This window comes from Paenibacillus sp. JT22N12, from assembly GCF_056269365.1.
Window position 1 is genome coordinate 61,463 of the sequence record NZ_JBWDNU010000013.1, and the last position, 22,410, is coordinate 83,872.

Genomic DNA, 22,410 nt, shown 5'->3' on the forward strand with positions numbered 1-22,410 from the left:
GAATCTATGACCAGCCATGAAAAGAAGAGGCCTTATTCATTAACAGATTAAGCAGCAGAACGCCAAAGCTGATCAAATTAAAGCGGGCGCTGTTCCAGACTGTCCCGTTGAACCATCGATGCCTCAATACGTTGGCAATATAGAGCGCCAATGCAACGAATGATGTGAGCACCTTCGGATCAAGCAGCAGAGAGTACCTGCCTTCCGTCAAAATCGATGTAACCGCAACCGCCAAAGACAATGTAAGCAGCGGCGTACCGATTAACGACGCCCTGAACATGAACCGGTCCATAACATCCAAACTGGGCAGCCGCTGAACGCTCTTGGTCCACCTCTTCCCTTTCAATCTGCCATGCAGGAACAAATACATACCTGAGAAAATGGCGCTTATCGTAAGCGCGGCGAAGGCACAGATCATCAGGCTGACATGAACCACCAGCAATTCCCTAGCGAGCTCCCAAGGGGCCAGCGACGCCCCTGAGCCGATACCGAACAAATTAAGCGTCAGTACCGCGAAGCCGATTACATTCGCGAAGAAAACAATAAATTCAATCCTGAAAAATTGACTGATAACGAGCGATATCGTCACCAGCAGCCAGGAGAACAGCAATAAATATTCAAACAGGCTCATAAAGGTCATATCCAAATGCGAAGCAATCCGCTGAACCAGAAATACCGCCTGCAGCACCCAAACGAAAGTAAGTAGCCCTGTTCCCACTCGTTTCGCCCTCCGGTTCCGGTCAACGAAATCCGAGAAGTAAAACAGCAAGCTCAGGGCATAGATATAAAGCATTGCATCATATAACCAATTTTGTGTAACCATGGGCGCCTCCACAAGTACGGCTTGAGATCGCCGGATAAGGAAATGGCGGCTATTCGCCGCCTGTCACGTTCACTTGAATCCCAATCGCTCGATATAAAAATTAAGTGGTCGCAGCAGCGATTGTACGTGAGGCTGTCTGTGCTCCAGGATTTTTTCCGAGTGACGAGATATGAGCGCCCTCTGATGAAGAGACAGCCTCACGTTGTTTGGTGGATCTGCGTTCCTCAAGCTTGGCCTCTGCGATTTCCTCTTCCAATGCGAATAATTTCACAAACAAATCCATCGCATCATCAGCATGCTTCTCGGAAGCCATCTCTTTAATACGGACAATCGGATCGTGCATCATTTGGTTCACTATGCTTTTCGTCAGCTTACGGATAATTTTCTTCTCGCGTTCGCCCAAGTCAGGGAGCTTGTTGGTCAGGCTCTCCATGGTCTCTTCGTGAATAACCGCTGCCTTGTCCTGCAAAGCGCGAATGAGCGGCGCAACGCCTAGCGTCTTGTACCACTGGCGGTATACATCCAATTCCTCAGCTATGAAGGTCTCAATCTTGGCCGCTTCTGTACGGCGCTGCTCCAGATTGCTCTCTACAATGCCTTCCAGATCATCGATATCATACAAAAACACATTTTCAACTGCTGCGATTGCAGGATCCAGATCACGCGGCACAGCAATATCAATCATAAAAAGGGGTCGCGCCTTGCGTGATTTGATGGCGGCCGCCACCTGTTCCCGCGACAGCACATAACCGTTGGATCCTGTTGAACTGATAACAATATCCGTCTCATGAAGACGATGAATCGCATCTGTCAAGGATAGGGGAATCCCGTTAAACTTGTCCGCAAGCTCTACAGCACGGTCATACGTCCGGTTCACGACAAAAACTCTGCTGACTCCATTAGCATACAAATGCTTGGCAGTCAGTTCGCTCATCTTGCCTGCACCGATAATCATGACTGTCTTGCCGCTGAATTGTCCGAAAATCCGTTTGCCCAATTCAACAGCCGCATAACTGACCGAGACGGCAGCCTCTCCGATTGATGTCTCGGAATGCGCCTTTTTGGCCAGTGTCACCGCCTGTTTGAACAGCATGTTAAACATCGTGCCCGTTGTCTTCAGCTGCTGGGCAAGCAGAAAAGCACTCTTCACCTGACCCAGAATTTGAGTTTCCCCAATCACCATGGAATCAAGTCCGCATGTGACTCGGAACAAATGCTCAATCGCACGTTCATCTTCATACATATATAGATCGTTCGTAAATTGCTGTCTCGGCATGTCAAACCATTGTTCCATAAAATGACGGATGTAATGACCGCATAAATGCGGACGATCGACTACAGCATACAATTCGGTACGATTGCAGGTCGCAACAATGACACATTCCATGACGCTGTTCGTCTGCTGTAATTGTTTAAGGGCCTCCGGAAGGTCCTCGTCTGTAAAAGTAAATTTTTCTCTGACTTCGACTGGAGCCGTACGGTAATTAAGGCCAACAACCAATATGTGCATGCGCGTTCACCTGCCTTTCTTTACACTTATTATCGTCTTAATCATCAATTATTATAGCATAGTTCGACAACCTGTACTCCTGCAATTATGAAAATTGTTTGAATGCATCATGATTAAAAACCGCATTAAAAATGACCACGAAAGCTCCGTGGTCATTGATCAAGTCATATGAAAATGTTACACAAGCTCGACTTGCTTCAAATCCGGTTCTACAACCTTCAATTCGCCCATTCCACGAATCAATTTCTTGGCATGAGTCGTTGTTGGTTTCAAAACAGACAGCATGTAGTCGATCGCAAGCTGCGGATCCACTGTTTCTCCGCACGTATAACAGTCGAGAGCAGCAAAACCTTTCTCAGGATACGTGTGAATGGAGAGATGACTTTCAGACAGCAGTACAAGAACGGTTGCGCCTTGTGGCTCAAATTGTTTTCCTTGCACAGAGAGTACGGTAGCGCCGCAGCTTTCAGCAGCCTCCACCATTTGGGCTTGTAAAAATTCCGCGTTGTTGAGCAGGTCAAAATCCACACCCCATGTGTCAACAGCAACGTGTCTTCCGAAAGTTGAGTATTCCATCTTTCGGTTCCCCCTTCCTAGGAATAAAATGTTTGAAAACTTTCATCCGCTAGGACCTACGTCATTCACTGCCCGAGGGAAAAATCTCTCGCAACATTACCATGTCCTGAGTGAATCCTGGTTCCTAATATTCTTTTCAACGAGAATAAAAATAACATCTATCGCTGATAAATGCAATAGTTTTTTAAAATTCTTTATATGAAGTTTTATCCTCAGTCCCATGACTGCAGCATTCGCGCCAGAGCCTTGAGCCGCATAGAGGCCGCAAAAAATAAAAGCCGCCAAGGCGGCGGCTTTCAATCATGCATATAATGTCAAGTGATTATGCTTCCAACACGAACAAATGACGGGTGTGGTGCTTTAATTGCTCGTCGATTCCGGCAATCTGATCCCGGTCTGTGCATTGGTTGCGTAAATCGAGCAGTTCATTGATGGTGTGGTGGATGATTTTGATCTCACGTTCGATTTCCGTGCTGCGGAACCGTTCCTCAAGTTGGCCAACGGTATTCTTATACTCAAAAACAACCCGCAATTCTCCACCGGCATTCTCTACAATCTTGCGTACAGCGCCCATTTCATAATAATAAACCATCGTATAAGAAGGATAAATCCGATTGACAATGGCATTCCCGCGAAAAACGGAAACTGCTTTGCGCATAGCATTTGTTAATTTTGGTTTAACCAACCGGCAGGAAAGTTCACAAATATAATGATCTTCTTGACGTTCAAAAATTAAGCGGACTTCTTCATGTCCTGCTTGGTCTTCGAGAATCATTTCGTGATTGCCGTTATCGAGCACCATGACCTGCTGCTGCACATGATGATCTTCAAAGAAACGAACAAATCCCGCCATCTCATCAGCCGTTAGTTGCAGAGAAGCTTTGACATATTCCGTGGCTATCCGCTGAGCCATAAAAATCTCCTCAATTCTATAAACATGCCCTTTGTAAACCTTTGCTTAAATATATTATACTTCATCATTGCCGTTTATTCCTGCCGGTTGTTCTTGAAATTCACTCAAATTCCAGAAGAATCACGAATAATCACTCATGAACGTATCATATTATGCACTTTGCTCGTTATTCGGTTGCTTCATCGCGGACTTCCTGCTCTTCCTGCTGTTCATCCTCTTCCCGCGCTTCCGCGATCCGCTCCACAATAATGCTCCAGACCTCGTCGCGTCCAAGCCCCGTCTCGGAAGAAAACAGCACCATTGCATCGCTGGGGACGGTCCCCAATGTGTTCTTAATCATTTTAATATGTTTGTCCCATTTGCTGCGCGGAATTTTATCCGCTTTGGTGACGATGATACAGACCGGAATATCGTAAAACTTCAACCAATCGTACATCATTTTATCGTCTTTGGACGGTTCATGACGAACATCGATGATAAGCATGACCATTTTGAGCGGTTCGCGGTTCTGCAGAAATCTCTCGATCATTTTGCCCCACTGCTCGCGCTGCGTCTTGGACACTTTGGCATACCCGTATCCGGGGAAATCGACGAAGTAAAGTCTGTCTTCGATACGGTAATAATTAAGCTGCTGGGTTTTGCCGGGCTGAGAGCTCGTGCGGGCCAGGTTCTTGCGTTGGATCAATTTATTGATCAATGATGATTTCCCGACATTCGAACGCCCTGCCAGAGCAAACTCCGGCAAGGCGTCCTCAGGATATTGGGAAGGCTCTACAGCGCTAATCACAAATTCGGCTTTGTTGACATTCATTCTTGAATAACCTGCTTTCTAATGCGTCTGAATAGGCAGCTGCGTAAGGGCGTGCTGCAGCACCTCATCCATATGGCTGACCGGAATAAAATCCAGATCGTTTCTTATGCTCTCCGGAATATCGCGCAGATCACGCTCGTTTTCTTTGGGGAGCAGCACCTTTTTGATCCCTGCGCGATGCGCTGCCAAGGATTTTTCTTTCAATCCTCCGATTGGCAGTACACGTCCTCTCAGCGTAATCTCTCCGGTCATGGCCACTTCCTTGGACACATGTCGGCCGGTTAACGCGGAGATGAGCGCCGTTGCCATCGTAATACCGGCAGAAGGGCCATCTTTGGGAATCGCACCCTCCGGGATATGGATGTGAATATCGTTCTTCTCATGGAAATCCGGATCAATGTTCAGCTCCTTGGCTTTGGAACGCGTAAAACTAAAAGCAGCCTGAGCCGATTCCTTCATGACATCGCCAAGCTGACCGGTCAAGGTCAGTTTGCCACTTCCGGGCAATACCGTAACTTCAATGACCAGCGTGTCGCCGCCGACTTCCGTCCAGGCAAGTCCGGTAACTGCCCCGATCTGATCCTCGATCTCAGCCATACCGTAGCGGAATTTGGAAGGCCCGAGCCACTCCTTCACTTTGGCCGTATCCACTTGAATAGGGGTGCGCTCCGGATCGGACACGATCGCTTTGGCTGCCTTACGGCATATTGCCGCGACCTGCTGCTCCAAATTACGAACCCCGGATTCTCTTGTATACTCTCGGATGACCTGCATCATTGCGATATCGTCGAGCAGAAGCTGCTCCTCCTGAAGGCCGTGCTCCCGCTTCTGCTTGGGCAGTAGATAACGCTCGGCAATCTGCAGCTTCTCCAGCTCCGTATAACCGGGAATAAAGAGCATTTCCATACGATCCAATAAGGGGCGCGGAATATTGTGCACAGCGTTTGCCGTTGTCACGAACATCACATTCGACAAGTCAAACGGCACCTCAATAAAATGGTCGCTGAATGTGTTGTTCTGCTCCGGATCAAGCACCTCCAACAGTGCCGATGCCGGGTCTCCGCGAAAATCCATTGCCATTTTGTCGATCTCATCCAGCAGGAATACCGGATTGCGCGTTCCCGCTGTTTTCATGCCCTGTACAATCCGCCCGGGCATGGCTCCGACGTACGTACGGCGATGGCCGCGGATCTCCGCTTCATCCCGCACGCCGCCAAGCGAGATACGTACAAATTGGCGTCCGAGCGACTTGGCGATGGAACGTGCCAGTGAGGTTTTACCTACCCCAGGCGGCCCCACCAGACACAGTATCGGCCCTTTCAGCTTTTTCACAAGCTGCTGCACGGCCAAGTATTCCAGAACCCGTTCCTTCGGCTTCTCCAAGCCGTAATGATCCTCATTGAGAATCTGTTCGGCTTTGGATACATCCAGATCATCTTCTGTTTTCTTATTCCAGGGAAGCGAAAGTAGCCAATCGATATAATTGCGGATAACACCGCCCTCAGCAGAAGAAGCCGGCATTTTCTCCAAACGGTCGATTTCCTTCTCGACCTTCTCTTTAACTTTATCCGGAAGCTCGGCCTCTGTCATCAGCGTCCGAAGCTCTTCCACTTCTCCGGCGCGGCCTTCCTTCTCCCCTAGCTCCTTCTGGATGGCCTTCATTTGCTCACGCAAATAATATTCCTTTTGCGTCTTTTCCATCTGTTTTTTGACCCGCTGGCTTATTTTCCGTTCAAGCTCCAGCACTTCGCGCTCATTATTCAAAATATCGAGCAGCTTCTCAAGCCGGTCACGGACATCAATGGTTTCCAGAATGTCCTGTTTGTCTTTAATCTTGAGAGTCAAGTGGCTCGTTATGACATCGGCAAGCCGGCCAGGCTCATCAATATCGGAAACGGCCGCGAGCGTCTCAGGAGTGACCTTCTTCGATAAATTGATATAATGCTCGAACTGGTTTAATACCGTCCTCATGAGCGCATCGATTTCAGGATCGCTGGACTCGGCTTCCGGCATTTCCTTGACGGTTACTTCGTAAAAATCATCATTCGGCAAATAATCCACAATCTCCGCCCTGTTGACACCCTCCACCAATACACGTATCGTGCCGTTCGGCAGCTTGAGCATCTGTCTGACGCGCGCTATCGTGCCGACGCGGTAAATATCCTCTTGTGTAGGCTCTTCAATATTTACCTCTGACTGTGAACACAGCAGGATCATATGATCGTCAAGCATGGCACGGTCCAATGCGCGTACCGATTTCTCTCTGCCGACATCAAGATGAAGCACCATGCTGGGGTATACAAGCAGCCCTCTGAGTGGAAGCAGAGGCAGCCTTCGGCCTTTCCATTTTGCAGGTCCCATACCAGCACCTCCGTTCTTGAAGCAATTTCAACCCTTTTGTCTAACGGAAAAATAAGGCTCTTACTTGAGTGCCTATCCCTATTTTATCACTCAACGGAATCAGCCTGCAAATAGGGAAGGCTCGGTGCGATAAAAACATCACTTGCAGCAGTCGGCTGATGCGCCGGAATAAGCTTATCCATATCGCGGAATACATGCCTGAACACCTCGTCGATATGACCGACCGGGATGATCTGCAGCCCTTGCAGATCCGCAAAAATCGCCTGCCAGTTCTCACGCGGGATGATAACCGTATCCGCACCTGCCTGGAACGCTGCCTCCACCTTGGCGAGCACACCGCCCACCGGCTTCACATCTCCATGGATGCCAACTTCCCCGGTCATGGCAAGTTTATTGTCAATGGGCTCGCTCTTGATCGCGGAAGCGATGGCGGTTGCCATAGCAATTCCGGCTGAAGGACCGTCGATCGGTGTTCCACCGGGGAAATTAATATGCAAATCAAAGTTTTCAGGCTTAAACCCGATTCTCCGCAGCACAGTCAGAACATTCTCGACCGAGCCTTTTGCCATGCTTTTCCTCCGTATTGTCCGGCTGCTTCCGCCGCCGAGCTCTTCCTCTTCCACAACGCCTGTAATGGTGTAGCTGCCTTTGCCGGCCCTGGCTGGAATCGCGCTGACTTCAATCTCCAGCATCGTTCCCATATTCGGTCCATAGACGGCAAGACCATTGACGAAACCAATCTGCGGGAGCGCAGGGACTTTGCGGTCGGGTCTCGGCGGAATCTGGCTGCTGTTGACCACCCATTCGACATCCGCAGCCGTGATCCCCTCACGAGATTCAGACAAGGCAAGGCCGGCGGCAAGCTGAATCACATTGACCGCTTCACGGCCATTGGTGGCATAGCGGGTAACCACATCAATCGCATCTTGTGAAGGCGGCAGGCCGATTTTTTTCAGGGCATTAACCGAGATTTGGGCAATTTCGGCAGGCAGCAGCGGACGGAAATAGATTTCCATGCACCTGGAACGCAGCGCTGGCGGAAGCTCCTGCGGTGACCTCGTGGTTGCCCCCACCAGTCTGAAATCCGCCGGAAGCCCATTTTGAAAAATATCATGAATATACATGGGCACTGAAGTATCCTCGGAATTGTAATAAGCGCTCTCCAGATACACTTTACGGTCCTCCAGTACTTTAAGCAGCTTGTTCATCTGTATGGGATGCAGCTCGCCGATTTCATCGATGAACAGCATACCGCCGTGGGCTTTGGTTACTGCACCCGGCTTCGGCTGCGGAATCCCGGCCACACCCATGGCACCAGCCCCCTGATAAATCGGGTCATGCACGGAGCCGATCAGCGGATCCGCGATCCCGCGTTCGTCGAAGCGGGCGGTGGTGGCGTCAATCTCCGTAAACTTGGCATCCGGCAGAAATGGAGAGGTTGGATTCTTCTTGGCTTCCTCCAGAACGACACGGGCTGCCGCGGTCTTTCCTACCCCCGGGGGTCCATAAATGATCACATGCTGGGGATTGGCGCTGCACAGAGCCGCTTTGAGGGCTCTCAAGCCGTCGCGCTGACCGACAATATCGTTAATGGTCTGAGGGCGCGTTTTTTCGGACAATGGCTTGGTAAGCGATACCGAGCGAAGCTTGCGGAGCTTATCCATTTCCTTGCGGGACTCCTTGTCAACAGCGGTGCGGTTGGTCTTCTGACTGCGTAATAAATTCCAAAAGTACAGTCCGATCACGATCGCAAAAAATACTTGAATCAGCATCAGAATCAAATTTAAACTCATAGCGATTAATACTCCTCTCAAACCACTGGGCAAATGGTCCGTTCTGCATGCTAGCGGCAGCGAAAACCGCATGCAGGCAGGCTTGGGCCATTCCTGGTGGTGAAGTAAGTGTTATCCCTTTTGGAAATAGCAGCAGCGTAAGGTCTGCTATTAAAAAAAATCCGGCATATCGGGACTCATACCTGTCAGTATTGCCCCCAGCCGGATGGAATAATCGCTATTTGATTCTAAAGTTTGAATCGTTTGCTGCTTTTACGCATGCGGTACAGAATGAGCCTTGCGTCCGGGAATCTCCCCCGTTGCTTCATAGACGCGGACGATTTCATCGATTTCTTTCTTCAGTTCAGCCAGAAGATCTGCTTCAGGCACCTTGCGGATCATCTCCCCGTACCGGAACAGCATGCCTTCTCCCCGTGCTCCGGCAATGCCGATATCTGCTTCTCTGGCTTCACCCGGCCCGTTAACCGCACAGCCCAGAACGGAGACCTTAATAGGGACTTTGATTTTACTGATGTACTCTTCAACTTCATTGGCGATGGTGAACAAATCAATATCCAGCCGCCCGCAGGTCGGACAGGAAACGAGCGTCGCCGCGTTGGTGATCAGACCGAAGGACTTCAAAAGCTCCCGCGCTACCTTGACCTCTTCCACCGGATCAGCGCTCAGGCTGATCCGTACGGTGTTCCCGATTCCCATCGCAAGCAGCGCGCCAATCCCCGCAGAGCTCTTAATGGTGCCCGTATGAAGCGTTCCTGCTTCGGTAATGCCCAGGTGAAGAGGATAGCGAATCTGCTCGGCCGCCATCCGGTAAGCGGCTATAGCCATTGGCACATCGGATGCTTTAAGAGAAACGATAATGTCATGAAAATCAAGTTCTTCCAAAATGCCGATATGAAAAAGGGCGCTTTCCACCATTGCTTCGGGGGTCGGATAGCCGTATTTCTCAAGCAGGTGGTTCTCAAGCGAACCCGCGTTGACGCCGATTCGTATCGGAATGCCCCGCTCCTTGCACGCCTTCACGACAGCTTCAACCTTCTCGCGGCGGCCGATATTACCCGGATTGATCCGCACCTTATCCACACCGTTCTCAATGGCAGCCAGTGCCAGACGGTAATCAAAATGTATATCCGCAACGAGCGGTATATGAATGCGCTTTTTGATTTCTTTGATGGCTTCCGCCGCTTCTTTATTGTTCACCGTGACACGGACAGCCTGACAGCCGGCTTCCTCCAGACGAAGAATTTCGGCGACGGTCGCTTCCACATCCGCCGTCTTGGTCGTGCACATGCTCTGGATGATTACTTCGTCGCTTCCCCCGATGGTGAGCGGGCCTAACTTAACCGGTATGGTATCTCTACGTGTATACATATCAGGCAACGTCTCCCTCCCGTTAACGTCAAAGTCCACCCCTGTCAAAACGACCTGTAAGGCCGCTTGGACAGAGGTGGATACTTTAGAGCGTTCTTTAATTGAATCAGGCGCTTTCTTCCTTCTTCTTGCTTTTCTTGGAGGATAATTCAGGCATAACCCGATCCTGAACCACTTTCTCGGTAATGATGCAGTTATTCACATCATCACGGGAAGGAACCTCATACATCACATCCAGCATCAAGCCTTCGATGATCGCACGCAAGCCGCGGGCGCCGGTATTGCGTTTGATCGCTTCTTTGGCAATCGCATCCAATGCGGCAGGCTCAAAATCCAGCTTGACGTTATCCATTTCAAGCAGCTTCTGGTATTGTTTCACAAGCGCATTCTTAGGCTCGGAAAGAATACGAACGAGCGCAGGCTCATCAAGCGGCTCCAAGGTGGAAATAACCGGCAGACGTCCCACAAACTCCGGAATCAAACCAAATTTGAGCAGATCCTCCGGAAGCACCATGGACAGGTACTCGCCGGCTTTCAAATCCTTCTGGCTGTCTCCGGCAGCGTTGAAGCCGATGACTTTCTTGCCGATCCGGCGCTTGATAAGCTGCTCCAGACCGTCGAACGCGCCGCCGCAGATGAACAGAATATTCGTGGTGTCGATTTGGATGAACTCCTGATGCGGATGCTTGCGCCCGCCCTGAGGCGGAACCGATGCAACCGTACCTTCGAGAATTTTGAGAAGCGCCTGTTGAACACCTTCGCCCGATACATCACGGGTAATGGAAGGATTCTCCGACTTGCGCGCTACTTTGTCAATTTCATCGATGTAGATAATGCCGCGTTCCGCTTTCTCCACATCATAATCAGCCGCTTGAATCAACTTCAGCAAAATATTCTCGACGTCTTCGCCTACATATCCGGCTTCCGTCAGCGAGGTAGCATCAGCGATGGCAAACGGAACATTCAAGATTTTGGCCATCGTCTGCGCGAGCAGCGTTTTACCGGAGCCTGTTGGACCTACCAGCAAAATATTGCTTTTTTGCAGTTCAACGTCCTCAAGCTTATTTTGCGAGTTGACACGCTTGTAATGGTTGTATACGGCAACAGACAGCGACTTCTTCGCCTGCTCCTGGCCGATTACATATTGGTCAAGAATGTTGCGGATATCTTTTGGTTTCGGAATGTCTTTCAGATCAAGCTCTTCTTCATGACCGAGCTCTTCCTCCACGATCTCCGTACAAAGCTCGATGCATTCATCGCATATATACACGCCAGGACCGGCGACAAGTTTACGCACCTGATCTTGAGATTTGCCGCAGAAAGAACATTTCAGCTGGCCCTTCTCCTCATTGAATTTAAACATGGGATCACCCCTTCTTCGATTTGTTACAGGTTGCTTATATTGCTTGATGAGACGACCTTGTCGATCAAACCGTAATTGAGCGCTTCTTCCGCACTCATGAAATAGTCACGGTCCGTATCGCGGTCAACTTTCTCATAAGGCTGTCCGGTGCGGTCAACATAAATCTGATTGAGCTTTTGCTTGGTTTTCAAAATCCAGTCCGCGTGAATCTTGATATCGGATGCCTGGCCGCGAACGCCGCCCAGCGGCTGATGGATCATGACTTCGCTGTTGGGAAGCGAGAAACGCTTGCCCTTGGCTCCAGCCGTAAGCAGCAGCGAACCCATGCTGGCTGCAAGTCCCACACAAATCGTCGAGACATCCGGCTTGATGAATTGCATCGTATCGTAAATCCCCATCCCTGCGGTTACCGAACCGCCTGGCGAGTTAATGTACAGATGGATATCCTTCTCAGGATCGTCAGCAGCCAGAAACAGCAGCTGTGCGATGATCGAGTTTGCGACATCATCGTCGATCGCACTTCCTAGAAAAATGATCCGATCCTTCAAAAGACGAGAGTAAATATCGTAAGATCTTTCTCCCCGATTCGTTTGTTCAACGACTATAGGTACCAGATTCATGCGACCAACCTTCTTTCTCTTATCGACTTTTAATACCGTATTTATTTTAACATGTTACGCAGGCAATGTCATTTTTTACGAATACTACATTATACGATACTGGCAAACCATTATGTACGGGACAGGTATCCCATTTGTAAACTTATATCCTCTAAAGGGAGAAATAAGGCACGTGTACACGTGCCTTACTTTCTCGTGGCGGCTACACATCGCCCGCCGGGAGCGATATTAAGCAACTTCAGTTGTAACTTTACTGTTGTCCAACAGGAACTTGATCGTCTTGCGAAGAACCAGATCTTCCTTGATATTGTCCAGATTGCCGTTAGCTGCGAAAATCTCGCGAAGCTCGTCTGCCGTACGGCTGTACTGCTTGGACAACGTCTCCAGTTCCTCATTCAGGTCCTCGTCGCCAACTTCGATGCCTTCGTTTTTGGCAATTTGCTCAAGCACCAAATTGTTGCGGACGCGCTTCTGGGCATCGCTGCTCATTTGAGCGCGCAGGGCTGCTTCATCCTGGCCTGAGAACTGGTAATACATATCCAGATTCATCCCCTGCATGCGCAGGCGGTTCTCGAAATCACGAACCATAAAATCTGTTTCGGACTCAATCATAGCATCGGGAATGTCAATAACGGCCGCATCGGCCACCTTTTCCACTACAGCCGTTTCACGGGCCTGCTCATTGCTTTTTTTCTTGTTCTCGACCAGTTTGGTCACGAGATCTTCCTTGAATTCATCCAACGTATCAAATTCGCTTACGTCTTTGGCAAATTCATCGTCAAGCGCAGGCAGGTTCTTGCGTTTGATTTCATGAAGCTTTACTTTGAATACCGCCTGCTTGCCTGCAAGATTCTCGGCGTGGTAGGTTTCAGGGAATGTCACTTCAATGTCCTTGAAATCGCCGATTTGCATGCCGACTACCTGATCTTCAAAGCCAGGGATGAAAGAATTGGAGCCCAGCTCCAGCGAGTGTCCTTCTCCCTTGCCGCCTTCAAACACTTCCCCGTCAACGAAACCTTCAAAATCAATCGAGGTCACATCGCCAGGTTCAGCCGCCCCTTCGTCAAGAACAGTCAGCTCGGCATGACGCTGCTGCAGACGATCAAGCTCAGCTGCAATCTCCTCTTCCGTAACCGTTTCATCTACAGCCGGAACTTCAATGCCTTTGTATTCGCCCAATTGAACTTCAGGCTTGACGGTTACCTTGGCTTTGAATTTGAAAGGTTGTCCTTTGCTGAACTGCTCCACTTCGATATCAGGCCGGTCAACCGGAATGATCTCTGTTTCTTTCAGCGCTTCGGAATATACATCCGGAAGAAGAATGTCAATTGCATCCTGATAGAGGCTTTCGATACCGAAACGGGCTTCAAAAATACCGCGGGGCACTTTGCCTTTGCGGAATCCAGGTACGTTTACTTTTGCAACGACTTTCTTGAAGGCCTTGTCCAGCGCTTCACTCACTTGCTCGGTCTCGACTTCAACGTCGATGGAGACAAGGTTCTTGTCTATTTTTTCCCAAGTTGCTTTCATGTTATGCTTTCCCCTCCAAATTAACTAACGCTTTTCTCGCGTCCGATGATTCACGCTAATAAACCATTCTATTATAATCAACATCCGGGCGAATATCAAGACTCGCTTCCATCCTCCCGGTCCTGCAGCAATGCCACCTGCCTGAGCGAGCGGCAAGCCTGTTCATACTGAAATCGGAGCGCTTGCGTTATACCGTATGTATCGCGGATATCATCGTCGCTTGCCCTGTCATAAAGAGATAATTCTACGATGAGGTGAAGCGCGCCCGCAAAGCAATCAATGGTTTCATCGTCGCCGTTGATCAGCCGGTCGTAGATGGTGGTTCCATAGAAGCATTGGAGGCACTCCTTCCACATTTCACGCGCAAAATGAGGCATGGTTACGTCAATAACCTCCGTCACCGACTCCACTCTCTCGAGCACTCTGGAAACAGGCTCGGGAAAGCCATCCATCGAAAGCGGCGTCAGCTCAATTTCAAGCTCGACCTGCTCCCCCATCCGTAAAAGCGGCAATTTCCCCGTTACGCCCCGGCGATGCAGACATTGGAGCGCCTTGAACTGCAGGGCCGGGTGAAGCTCGCTGCCCGTAAGCCAGGCGACAATCGCTTCATCCACATCGGGATGCTGAATATGAGCGGCTCTCTCCAAAGCCAGCACCTGCTGATCGGGTATAGGATGATTCCGCATAATATACAGGACTTGTTGAACGTAAGCATCATCATATTCTTCCGGAGCCAAGGCGTCCCTTCTGAAGGAATCCTCGTCCTCATCGGCTTTTAGCTCAGCATTCTCCAGGGAACCATAGCCATGGTCAGACGCTTCAAAAGTGGGAAAAGCCATATCGAGCCAAGTGAGCAGGCTGCCCCATTCTTCATAGTGGCGTTTCTCCTCGCCCTGGCAGTTCATCAGAAACCGGAGCAATTGTTTGGCTTCGCCATACTGCTCGGCTTCAAGCATCCGTGTCAGCTGCAGCTGGTATTGATCAAGCATGCGCGGAAACAAATACACATTTTCCTTACTGTCGCCTTGAGGGGAATTTGAAGTTGTAATAGTATCACCACCTTATCAGTCCATCCGCACCGGCAGCGGAGCCTGCTTTTGATATGTGTTCGATTATAACACTGTCTGTTATTGATTTCCATTGCACCCTGTGCTATCATTTATTGGTCGCAGTACGCTGCCAACTTTCTGATGCGGGTGTAGTTCAATGGCAGAACGCCAGCTTCCCAAGCTTGAGGCGAGGGTTCGATTCCCTTCACCCGCTCCACTAAATAATTCCTGAAAGCCTTGATCTGCAAGGCTTTTTTTGTTGTCTTGCGGCTGAAAAATTCAGTCTCGAATATGGCTTGGGACGATTGGGGACAGATAGTTGAACCAGGCCCATTCCGATCTCCATGCGGCAGGTATTTTTAATGAAGCACACAAAAACAACGTCCAATATGATAGCATGCTTTATCTATGCCCGCTCTGCCAGTTCCTATTCCATGACCTGGGCCAATGACGTTATGTGATAAATACCCAATCGCACTGGGGCAGGTGTGCATACCTTAAAGAGTACCCTAGACGCAAGGAGGTGCTTTTGAATGGGCTACGCTGGTGTTGGTGGTGTTGGCTATGGCGGATTTGGCACAGGAATCGGATTTATTCTCGTACTCTTTATCTTGCTGGTCATTATCTCCCGTGGATGCGGCTTTGGTGGATTCGGTTATTAATTAACATTTGGAACGTAACCCTCCATATGTTCCGGACCTTGAAAACTCCATTAATTGACCCGCTGCCAAGCGGGTCTTTTAGCCGTTTACGCCAAGCTGTATCTGCTCCTGGACGGCATCTCTCCTGCATTCGCCGATTTCCTTACATTGCATAAGTGAAAAGAGCAAGGATCCGTGAGCAACAGGCTAGAACGGCCATAACGGCCCTTCTCGCGCGCTCTGGTATCCTGATGCTGATCTCCCCAGCTACAATAAATGGAAGGCTGGAGCAGGCCTGAACATGCCCAGAGCGGTTCTGGTTCGACCGTCCGTACTTATTACCACTATAACGAGCCCGCTAACCGTCAAATATCGACCATTATTGAATAGACATGCAAAAAAACGGACTGTTATGCGCTTTATGCGCCTAAACAGTCCGCTTTTATACTGCCTTGCATGATGATGTCCAATTATTCATGCGTTCAGATCAATTCACTTATGCCAGCCTCCAGCTTGGTCACAAGCTTCTTGAGCTCTACGATTTTGGTACTTTTCAGAAGGGCCAGCATTCCCTTAATGAGGACGGGCTGCGGGTCCGATTTGTCTAGTTCATTCTCCAGCAACTGGAGGGAGGAATTCATCTCTGCAGCGACATCGGAAGGTACGTCTGATTCGGAGATAATCGTACGGATGGCCTCAATATCAGCGCTGACGTTATGATTCCCATCAGCGCTGCGAAGCTCGGAGGAAGTGCATATCCAATCCTCCAGTACTTCACGGTCCATAATCACTTCAGCGTTGCCCGCAACCATACCTGCCATCAGCTGATCCATGCGCTCCAGAATATAAGCTGCCAGCCGCTCGATATCAAACTTCTTGCCTTCCAGAATGACAAAGCCCATGTAGCCCTCAATAAAAGCGTTAAAAAATATAGCCGCATCGTTGGCATAACGCTCAACATCAGGCCCGTAATGCTCGCGTATGGCGGTACGTGTGGCCAGAAGCCCGCTTGCTCTTAATTGAAGGATCAGATCATGCAGCTCCTCATTCAGATCAAAGCGTTCCTGCATAATGATGTTGATGAAGCTCTTATGCTGGTTATACAGCTCATAGCTCATCGTAATCCGCTTCCGCAGCTTGTCGCGGGAGGAGAGTTCCGTGGATTCGGAAATCTCCTTCGCTCTTTTACCCATTTTCCCAATGTAGTACTTGAAGATGGAGAATAACAGATCTTCTTTTGATTTGAAATAGAAGTATAGAGAACCTTTGGAAATGCCGAGGGCGTCAGCAATATCCTGAATGGACGTCCCTCTGTAGCCCTTTTCCGAAAAACGCTTCATGGCGCCTTCGAGAATTTGCTGTTTTTTGCCTTCCACGTGTCAGACACCGCCTTCCTTACTCTTCAATTGCGGGCTTTCTGCGGAATTTAGCCAGGAATTCATAAACGATTGGCACGATGAGCAGTGTCAGTACCGTCGAGCTGGCCAGTCCGCCAATTACGGTCACACCCAGCCCCTTGGAAATTAGTCCGCCGCTGCCGCCTTCAAAGCCAAGCACGAGCGGCAGAAGCGCTCCAATGGTGGCAAGAGCTGTCATCAAAATCGGACGCAGCCGGGTTCCAGCCGCCTCAATAAGCGCTTCCCGGGTACTGAGGCCCGCCTTCTCCATATGCAGTACGCGGTCAAGCAGCACAATTGCGTTGGTAACCACGATCCCGATCAGCATGAGCGCTCCCATCATCGCCGCCGCACTGATTGTTTCCCCGGCCAAATACAGACCGACTAACGCTCCGATAATGGTAAACGGCAGGGAGAACAATATAGCAAACGGCGTCAGAGCTCCGCCAAAGGTGATAACCAGCAGCAGGTAAACGATCGCAATGGCCGCAGCCATGGCCAGACCGAGCTGGGTAAAGGTTTCGTTGATCTGCTCGGCGACGCCGCCAAAGTCGACTGTCACATTCGCAGGCAGTTCTATTTTGTCGATTTCAGCCTTCAGGTCTGTGCTGGCCTTATTCACATCTTTGGACACAATGTTCGCCGATACGCCCACATAAAGCTTGCCGTCTTTGCGGGATACCGTGTCGGCCGATGTACCTTCTTCCACTTTGATGACATCTTTGAGCGGTACGGTCACGCCAAGCGGCGAAGTGATCGTCTCGTTCTCAATGTCGGAAATGGAACCGTACTGCTTCGTATCCACCTGCACATACACATTGTAATCCTTGTCGTCTACAGTCACCTGCGTCAACACCGGACGTTCGCGCACCGGACTGAGCTTCATGACGATCTGGCCGGCTGTCAGGCCAAGCTTGCTCAGCTTTTGCTGATCGGCGACAAGCGTATACTGCTGATATTGCTGGGAGAGAGAGTTGTCAACTTTCTCAAAGGAGCTGTCCTTCTTCATCAGATCCTCGATTTGCGTAACGACCGGTTTAATAGCATCAAAACTGTCACCATATACAGACAAGCTCAACTGACTGCCGCCAAGGCCGCCGCCTCCGAGATTCATCTGTCCCCAATTGCCTGACGGTTCCACCGTTTTGAGGGCTTCGACCAGCTTATCTTTTTCAGCGTTGAAGTCCTTCACATCACTCTCATACTGTACATAGAACAATGCGCTTTTGCCTGATGATGCGCCGAACGGGCTCTGTCCGCCGACCGAATACTGCAGATTAGTTACACCTGCGCGTTCCATGATCAGCTTCTCTGCATCAAGCGAGGTCTGCTCAACGTCGGCCAGGGTTTTTCCCGGTCCTGGCGAATATGTCACCATGGCATATTTCTCCGGCTCTTCCGGAAGGAAGCTAACTCCGATCTTCGGAACCAGGAAGAAGCTTGCGGCCAGTATGACAATAGCGCCAACGAAGGTAATCAGCTTATGATTAAGCGCCCATCCCAGAATTTTACGATACCGGACGGCGATAACGCCGGGACGTTCCTCATGCTTCTGACTTTCCTTCAGACCTTTGCGGAACATCAAATGGGTCATCATCGGCACGACTGTGATAGCTACGAGCAGTGAAGCAAGCAGCGCAAACACCATTGTCAGCGCAAACGGCATAAAGATTTGACCAATGGGTCCTGTAACGGTTCCAAGCGGAAGGAATACGGCAATCGTGACCAAAGTCGACGAGAGAATCGGCATAAACATCTCTCTGGTCGCCTCGGTGATCAGCGCCTTGCCTCTGAGCTTCTCGGAACGCAGAGACATCCGCCTGTAATTGTTCTCAATGACGACAATCGAGTCATCGACGACCCTACCGATCGCGACCGTCATCGCGCCAAGCGTCATAATGTTAAGGGTGATATCCATCTGCTGGAGAAGCAAGAGAGCGATAACCAGTGACAGCGGTATGGAAATAATGGATATAATCGTCGTTCTGAAATTGCGCAGGAACAAAAGAATGACAATAACTGCAAACAGTGCGCCGAACAGCGCCTTGTCGATCATTGTGCTGACTGATTCCTCAATCGGCTTGCCCTGATCCAGCATCACAAGGGATTTAATTTCCGCATGCTCTTTCTGGAATTGAGCCGTCTCGTCCTTCACCGCATTGACAACGTCAACGGTATTGGCATCTGAGGATTTTGTAATATTGATGCCGATAGAAGGCTCCCCGTTCGTCCGGGAGATGGACTCCGGCATGGAGACCAATTCGATATTGGCAATTTCCGACAATTTAACAGTCGGGATTTCTGTTGGCGCTTGTGCACCTTGGGGAGCCTGATTCACAGCGCCTTGCCCTGTTCCGGCATTGCCGGCTGCTGCCCCTCCTCCGGGAGCCCCTGCTGCCTGTCCTGCGCCTCCAGCAGCACCTTGCTGCGGTGTTCCGCCTGCACCGGATGGAATTGCGGGGATCTCAATATTTTTCAACTGATCAAAGGTAGTAACATTGCCGTCAACGACGATGGCTTTCTCGGTCTTGTCCATTTCAAACAGGCCAAGAGGCGCTTTGACGGCCGAGGCTTGTACTATTCCTTTAACCGTATCTTCACTGAGGCCAAGCTCGGCCATCTTATCTTTATTAAAGGTTAACTGAACTTCCTTCACCTGCTGGCCGGAGATCGCTACCGCGCCCATTCCGTCAATACCTTCAAGCGATGGCTTCAAATCTTCCTCGACCAGCTTCGTGACCTCTTCAAGCGTCATTCCGCTGCCGCTGGAGATACTCAGAGACATAATCGGAAAATCATTAAGGCTGATTTTGGATATCTGCGTATCCTGTGCGCCGCTTGGCAGTTCAAAACCATCGGTGACAGCTTTCAGCTCACTCTCCGCTTCCTTCATATCCTTGCCGTAATCATACTCCACAACGATGGAAGAAACGTTCTCTGATGAAGTTGAGGTGAATGCGGTGACGCCATTCATGTTCTTGAGCCGCTGCTCGAGCGGGATGGTCAGCTTGTCCGCCACCTCTTCCGGAGCTGCGCCCGGGAACACAGTATTGACCACCAGTATGGGAACACTAATGTTCGGAATGGTCTCCTGCTTCATGCTCAGACCCGCATACAATCCGCCAACTGTGACAATAATCGTCATGATCCAGATGGCGAATTTGTTGTTTATTGAAAATCGGATAATTCCTTTCATCCTTCCACTCCTCATCTCTTTATATAACTTCATTGACCAATCGTTCAAATATAATTCCATACTATTTGAACAAAGTTCAAAAGTCAATTAAACGGTGTTCAAATGAAGCCTGGTTGAACGGTCAGTCACAATAAAAACATATTTAAAATTCCTCTTGCGCTTTTCAAAAAATGCATGCTATAATATCACTTACGTGTCCCAGTAGCTCAGCTGGATAGAGCAACGCCCTTCTAAGGCGTGGGTCGGGGGTTCGAATCCCTCCTGGGACGCCACTCGCGTTTACATACAATCATTTTAATAAATTGAAAAAAACCTCGAATCCCAGCTGTATCAAGGGATTTGAGGTTTTTTTGTTTCACTATTTAGCTATTCAGATTACGTCTTTTAAAACGATGATTAACTTTTCGGTCCAAAACCTGAACTGAAATGTGTTAAGCCGTACCGGATTCTTGAAGCATCCTGTCTAAAACAAATTAAAGATCAAAGAGGCTGTTTCTCATGACCGGGAAACAGCCTCTTTGATCTTTGTGGAAATCATTCGGGAATCATCACTGGCTTTTGTTTCTACGAAAGGTTGATTGATCTGTTTGAGTTTCTTCTCGACAGCTTTGTATTTCTCCCAAGCCAACGTACAGCTCTTGGAGTCCTTGCCTAATTCATATTCGAAATATGCCCGCTTGTACTGATCATCCAGCCTCTTGATATTCCTGATGTGAATGGAAAAGTTCCGGTCCACCGGAAAGAAGTCGTACCCGCTGTCCTGCAAGGCCTTTGTCCATGTTTTTAAAGTGCCCCATATATAAAATTCTTCATTTGTTGTGTGAATCTTGATTTGCGGCGTACTGCCCCCGATGTACTCAAGGAACACCACAGCTTTAATCTCTACGCTGCACAGCCCGCCGCTGCCATCGTTATTTCGTATAACTGATAATAAATCCATTTCAAACATCTCCCAGGCTATTTCTGCTTTTTAAGAAGACTTGCCGGCGTTTTTGGCTGATGTACCCAAATGATGCTGGCAGTAGAAACAATCAGTACCGCAGCGGAGGCCAAAGCAGTACAAACAAAATAGAACACTTTGTTTTTAAGCGACTTCATTTTCATATTTAGTGTCACCTCCTCTCCATTTGATCAAGAGAATGCATTGAATGAGGAACGAAATAGCAACAATTGAGGATTGGAAATAAAAATTCGAACAAACAATAAGAACGGAAATCCACCTTAATAGTGGAAAATACTTTGAAGGAATCCTGGTTTGCTGCTCGATTCTGGATGGTGCGTAGAGGATGGCGAGAAGTATGCATACGATAGTCAGACAGTACACGGTCAAGCTGGAAATTGAGGAGAAACCGACAATATTGGCCGCTATGGAAGTCGATACCAGGCATGTCCAGCTATGTTTAAGATGAATGCCTCCGGAAACCGCTCTTAGAACAGCGAAGGCCAGCATGGCGTATATCGTTTCCTGCGTTTTCCCTGTCATTAAGCTCAAGATCAATGCAGCAATTAAGGTTCCGAAAGTATTAAAAAGCGCCTCTATGGAAAATTGCAATTCTTCGACAGAGCTTGGATGGTCAGGGGCTCTCCGCTTTAAACCGGCAGCCAATCTAAAGGCCAATGTTTGCATCTTCTGTCTCCTTCTTCAGTGCAAAATAGAGCAGAAAAGCCAGTCCGATAAAATAGATTATTGTGGCTATGTATAGATCACCAATAAACAGCACAGCTCCGAATGCCAGAGCGATTAATATCATTATAATCATTACCAGCAAAGTTACCAACTTATAAATTGGTTTTTCGAATTCAAATGAGAACCCTATTCCTCTTTTATATAAAAAACCGCTAATCAGATACCCGATAAGACCCGTCAATGTCTGCAGCAGATACCCTTTCCAGGCATGAGAATTAATTTCCTGAACGGATAGGTACCCTAAGGATAACTGCATTATCAAGCCTGTCTGCAGCAATGCAAAAAAACATAAGCCTGTCAAAGATACAATTAAAGCCCAGAATGCAGGAATTTTAACTACAGCCATCATAAAAAGAACCAGCAGCACCAAAATGGCAACCGGAGCGTAATCCGCGAGCGCTACTTCTTTTCGCAAGTAAAAACTCACAAGGTTAATGACGATCATCATGATAAGCGAAGGCCAAAGATATTGAGTGAATTTAAGTCTGTAAAGGGTGAATGAAATAGAAAACAATGCAATGCTTTCAATGATGGAAAATAACATGAACAACAAAAAAACACTCATTTGATCAACCGTCCCTCAGTTTACTGAACCCCGCTGTGCGATAAACTCAATCGCCCTATCCTTTAGCCATATTGGCCTGCCACCATCTAACAGTGCATCCGGTTTAAGAAAATCACCCCTATACTCCGGATTGAGCGCCCGTTTGCCGGCAAGCGATATATTTTGTTGGGATGTCCCCAGATGCTTGGAGAGCCAAGCGGCTGTAAC

Annotated in this window: 19 protein-coding genes and 2 tRNA genes; 3 read left to right on the forward strand and 18 right to left on the reverse strand. The window is 49.0% G+C overall.

Features of this window, described 5'->3' with window-relative positions; translation table 11 throughout:
- Nucleotides 1-4: 4 nt before the first annotated feature.
- The 12 genes from AC0YOA_RS31075 to AC0YOA_RS31130 all read right to left on the reverse strand — a co-directional run bounded on the left by AC0YOA_RS31075 (nt 5) and on the right by AC0YOA_RS31130 (nt 14,675).
- Nucleotides 5-823: a cytochrome C assembly family protein gene (locus AC0YOA_RS31075; RefSeq protein ID WP_475789916.1), complete on the reverse strand. Its 819-nt coding sequence runs from the start codon at nt 821-823 to the stop codon at nt 5-7.
- Between the two features lie 100 nt (nt 824-923).
- Nucleotides 924-2,333 carry a glutamyl-tRNA reductase gene (gene hemA / locus AC0YOA_RS31080; RefSeq protein ID WP_475789917.1) on the reverse strand — a complete coding sequence of 470 codons (1,410 nt, stop codon included), beginning with the start codon at nt 2,331-2,333 and terminating at the stop codon, nt 924-926.
- 177 nt (nt 2,334-2,510) lie between these two features.
- Nucleotides 2,511-2,909, reverse strand: coding sequence for an adenosylmethionine decarboxylase (gene speD / locus AC0YOA_RS31085; RefSeq protein WP_210045632.1), 399 nt, complete (start codon nt 2,907-2,909; stop codon nt 2,511-2,513).
- A 322-nt stretch (nt 2,910-3,231) separates the two neighbouring features.
- Nucleotides 3,232-3,822, reverse strand: coding sequence for a non-ribosomal peptide synthetase module (locus AC0YOA_RS31090; protein ID WP_210045631.1), 591 nt, complete (start codon nt 3,820-3,822; stop codon nt 3,232-3,234).
- Between the two features lie 166 nt (nt 3,823-3,988).
- Nucleotides 3,989-4,633: a ribosome biogenesis GTP-binding protein YihA/YsxC gene (gene yihA / locus AC0YOA_RS31095; RefSeq protein WP_475789918.1), complete on the reverse strand. Its 645-nt coding sequence runs from the start codon at nt 4,631-4,633 to the stop codon at nt 3,989-3,991.
- Between the two features lie 18 nt (nt 4,634-4,651).
- Complete coding sequence (lon, locus tag AC0YOA_RS31100) at nt 4,652-6,994, reverse strand: endopeptidase La (protein WP_210045629.1); 2,343 nt, start codon at nt 6,992-6,994, stop codon at nt 4,652-4,654.
- Between the two features lie 86 nt (nt 6,995-7,080).
- Nucleotides 7,081-8,787, reverse strand: coding sequence for an ATP-dependent protease LonB (lonB, locus tag AC0YOA_RS31105; protein ID WP_210045628.1), 1,707 nt, complete (start codon nt 8,785-8,787; stop codon nt 7,081-7,083).
- Nucleotides 8,788-9,039: 252 nt separating this feature from the next.
- Complete coding sequence (gene ispG / locus AC0YOA_RS31110; protein ID WP_210045627.1) at nt 9,040-10,155, reverse strand: flavodoxin-dependent (E)-4-hydroxy-3-methylbut-2-enyl-diphosphate synthase; 1,116 nt, start codon at nt 10,153-10,155, stop codon at nt 9,040-9,042.
- A gap of 106 nt (nt 10,156-10,261) precedes the next feature.
- On the reverse strand, nt 10,262-11,518 hold the full coding sequence (gene clpX, locus AC0YOA_RS31115) for an ATP-dependent protease ATP-binding subunit ClpX (protein ID WP_210045626.1): 1,257 nt from the start codon (nt 11,516-11,518) through the stop codon (nt 10,262-10,264).
- A gap of 23 nt (nt 11,519-11,541) precedes the next feature.
- Complete coding sequence (gene clpP / locus AC0YOA_RS31120) at nt 11,542-12,138, reverse strand: ATP-dependent Clp endopeptidase proteolytic subunit ClpP (protein ID WP_210045625.1); 597 nt, start codon at nt 12,136-12,138, stop codon at nt 11,542-11,544.
- Nucleotides 12,139-12,366: 228 nt separating this feature from the next.
- Nucleotides 12,367-13,668 carry a trigger factor gene (tig, locus tag AC0YOA_RS31125; RefSeq protein ID WP_475789919.1) on the reverse strand — a complete coding sequence of 434 codons (1,302 nt, stop codon included), beginning with the start codon at nt 13,666-13,668 and terminating at the stop codon, nt 12,367-12,369.
- Nucleotides 13,669-13,763: 95 nt separating this feature from the next.
- Nucleotides 13,764-14,675, reverse strand: a complete 912-nt coding sequence (locus AC0YOA_RS31130) for a hypothetical protein (protein ID WP_475789920.1) — start codon at nt 14,673-14,675, stop codon at nt 13,764-13,766.
- A 185-nt stretch (nt 14,676-14,860) separates the two neighbouring features.
- Here AC0YOA_RS31130 and AC0YOA_RS31135 point away from each other — a divergent pair.
- Both AC0YOA_RS31135 and AC0YOA_RS31140 read left to right on the forward strand, forming a co-directional pair.
- Nucleotides 14,861-14,934: transfer RNA gene (locus tag AC0YOA_RS31135), tRNA-Gly, on the forward strand.
- Between the two features lie 316 nt (nt 14,935-15,250).
- The gene (locus tag AC0YOA_RS31140; RefSeq protein WP_210045623.1) at nt 15,251-15,379 is read left to right on the forward strand and encodes a sporulation protein YjcZ; all 129 of its coding nucleotides are present in this window, start codon (nt 15,251-15,253) and stop codon (nt 15,377-15,379) included.
- Nucleotides 15,380-15,840: 461 nt separating this feature from the next.
- On the opposite strand, the gene AC0YOA_RS31145 is transcribed toward AC0YOA_RS31140, so the two are convergent.
- Nucleotides 15,841-16,734, reverse strand: coding sequence for a TetR/AcrR family transcriptional regulator (locus AC0YOA_RS31145; protein WP_475789921.1), 894 nt, complete (start codon nt 16,732-16,734; stop codon nt 15,841-15,843).
- Nucleotides 16,735-16,753: 19 nt separating this feature from the next.
- Nucleotides 16,754-19,951 carry an efflux RND transporter permease subunit gene (locus tag AC0YOA_RS31150; RefSeq protein ID WP_475789922.1) on the reverse strand — a complete coding sequence of 1,066 codons (3,198 nt, stop codon included), beginning with the start codon at nt 19,949-19,951 and terminating at the stop codon, nt 16,754-16,756.
- 195 nt (nt 19,952-20,146) lie between these two features.
- Here AC0YOA_RS31150 and AC0YOA_RS31155 point away from each other — a divergent pair.
- Nucleotides 20,147-20,223 (forward strand) — tRNA-Arg (locus tag AC0YOA_RS31155).
- 224 nt (nt 20,224-20,447) lie between these two features.
- Here AC0YOA_RS31155 and AC0YOA_RS31160 read toward each other — a convergent pair.
- From AC0YOA_RS31160 to AC0YOA_RS31175, 4 genes are read right to left on the reverse strand one after another with little or no spacing between them, the layout of a single operon-like run.
- Nucleotides 20,448-20,891, reverse strand: coding sequence for a LytTR family transcriptional regulator DNA-binding domain-containing protein (locus AC0YOA_RS31160; protein ID WP_475789923.1), 444 nt, complete (start codon nt 20,889-20,891; stop codon nt 20,448-20,450).
- Nucleotides 20,892-20,908: 17 nt separating this feature from the next.
- Nucleotides 20,909-21,055 (reverse strand): cyclic lactone autoinducer peptide, encoded by a 147-nt coding sequence (locus AC0YOA_RS31165; protein ID WP_475789924.1) that lies wholly within the window; start codon nt 21,053-21,055, stop codon nt 20,909-20,911.
- Nucleotides 21,036-21,578, reverse strand: a complete 543-nt coding sequence (locus AC0YOA_RS31170) for an accessory gene regulator ArgB-like protein (protein ID WP_475789925.1) — start codon at nt 21,576-21,578, stop codon at nt 21,036-21,038. The genes AC0YOA_RS31165 and AC0YOA_RS31170 overlap by 20 nt, the downstream gene beginning before the upstream one ends.
- Nucleotides 21,559-22,203 carry a hypothetical protein gene (locus AC0YOA_RS31175; RefSeq protein ID WP_475789926.1) on the reverse strand — a complete coding sequence of 215 codons (645 nt, stop codon included), beginning with the start codon at nt 22,201-22,203 and terminating at the stop codon, nt 21,559-21,561. The genes AC0YOA_RS31170 and AC0YOA_RS31175 overlap by 20 nt, the downstream gene beginning before the upstream one ends.
- Nucleotides 22,204-22,410: the final 207 nt, after the last annotated feature.

Bases quoted from the DNA above. Each gene is read 5' to 3' on its own strand.
- AC0YOA_RS31140 (WP_210045623.1), top strand. From the start codon at position 15,251: ATGGGCTACGCTGGTGTTGGTGGTGTTGGCTATGGCGGATTTGGCACA.
- AC0YOA_RS31150 (WP_475789922.1), bottom strand. From the start codon at position 19,951: ATGAAAGGAATTATCCGATTTTCAATAAACAACAAATTCGCCATCTGG.
- yihA (WP_475789918.1), bottom strand. From the start codon at position 4,633: ATGAATGTCAACAAAGCCGAATTTGTGATTAGCGCTGTAGAGCCTTCC.
- AC0YOA_RS31160 (WP_475789923.1), bottom strand. From the start codon at position 20,891: ATGGATTTATTATCAGTTATACGAAATAACGATGGCAGCGGCGGGCTG.
- clpX (WP_210045626.1), bottom strand. From the start codon at position 11,518: ATGTTTAAATTCAATGAGGAGAAGGGCCAGCTGAAATGTTCTTTCTGC.
- AC0YOA_RS31090 (WP_210045631.1), bottom strand. From the start codon at position 3,822: ATGGCTCAGCGGATAGCCACGGAATATGTCAAAGCTTCTCTGCAACTA.
- AC0YOA_RS31165 (WP_475789924.1), bottom strand. From the start codon at position 21,055: ATGAAAATGAAGTCGCTTAAAAACAAAGTGTTCTATTTTGTTTGTACT.
- AC0YOA_RS31175 (WP_475789926.1), bottom strand. From the start codon at position 22,203: ATGAGTGTTTTTTTGTTGTTCATGTTATTTTCCATCATTGAAAGCATT.
- AC0YOA_RS31075 (WP_475789916.1), bottom strand. From the start codon at position 823: ATGGTTACACAAAATTGGTTATATGATGCAATGCTTTATATCTATGCC.
- hemA (WP_475789917.1), bottom strand. From the start codon at position 2,333: ATGCACATATTGGTTGTTGGCCTTAATTACCGTACGGCTCCAGTCGAA.
- AC0YOA_RS31170 (WP_475789925.1), bottom strand. From the start codon at position 21,578: ATGCAAACATTGGCCTTTAGATTGGCTGCCGGTTTAAAGCGGAGAGCC.
- clpP (WP_210045625.1), bottom strand. From the start codon at position 12,138: ATGAATCTGGTACCTATAGTCGTTGAACAAACGAATCGGGGAGAAAGA.
- tig (WP_475789919.1), bottom strand. From the start codon at position 13,668: ATGAAAGCAACTTGGGAAAAAATAGACAAGAACCTTGTCTCCATCGAC.
- lon (WP_210045629.1), bottom strand. From the start codon at position 6,994: ATGGGACCTGCAAAATGGAAAGGCCGAAGGCTGCCTCTGCTTCCACTC.
- speD (WP_210045632.1), bottom strand. From the start codon at position 2,909: ATGGAATACTCAACTTTCGGAAGACACGTTGCTGTTGACACATGGGGT.
- lonB (WP_210045628.1), bottom strand. From the start codon at position 8,787: ATGAGTTTAAATTTGATTCTGATGCTGATTCAAGTATTTTTTGCGATC.
- ispG (WP_210045627.1), bottom strand. From the start codon at position 10,155: ATGTATACACGTAGAGATACCATACCGGTTAAGTTAGGCCCGCTCACC.